This is a genomic window from Bacillus sp. BC05(2025) (genome assembly GCF_056725905.1).
This window is the reverse complement of the sequence record NZ_JBWYRA010000041.1, coordinates 1-405: the sequence shown is the minus strand read 5'-3', so window position 1 is coordinate 405 and position 405 is coordinate 1. Positions and strand designations below refer to the sequence as shown.

The window sequence follows — 405 nt, the reverse complement described above, 5'->3', positions numbered from 1 at the left end:
ACATATAAAGAAACTGGAAAAGGTTTAACATACGGTACATGCTCTGCCAAACTTCCTGCCATGAAGAAAGAGTTTGTTTGGCTCAAAGAAGTGGATAGTATTGCGATTCAGTCGTCTGTTCGCAACCTTGCGGATGCGTATACACGATTTTTCAAAAAACAAAATAGTGCCCCCCGTTTCAAATCCAAGAAAAATAACGTACAATCTTATACCACAAAACAAACAAATGAAAACATTGCCATTGTAGGAAACAAAATAAAATTGCCAAAACTAGGTCTTGTTCGATTTGCCAAAAGTCGTGAAATAACGGGACGTATTGTAAATGCGACTGTTAGACGGAACCCTTCTGGCAGATATTTTGTGTCACTATTAGTTGAAACAGAAGTACAAGAACTTCCGAAAACA

At 37.5% G+C, this 405-nt stretch carries 1 pseudogene; it reads left to right on the top strand.

Going from position 1 to position 405, the window contains the following annotated elements:
- Positions 1-405, top strand: a pseudogene (locus ACZ76X_RS29050) (IS200/IS605 family element RNA-guided endonuclease TnpB); the annotation flags it as partial.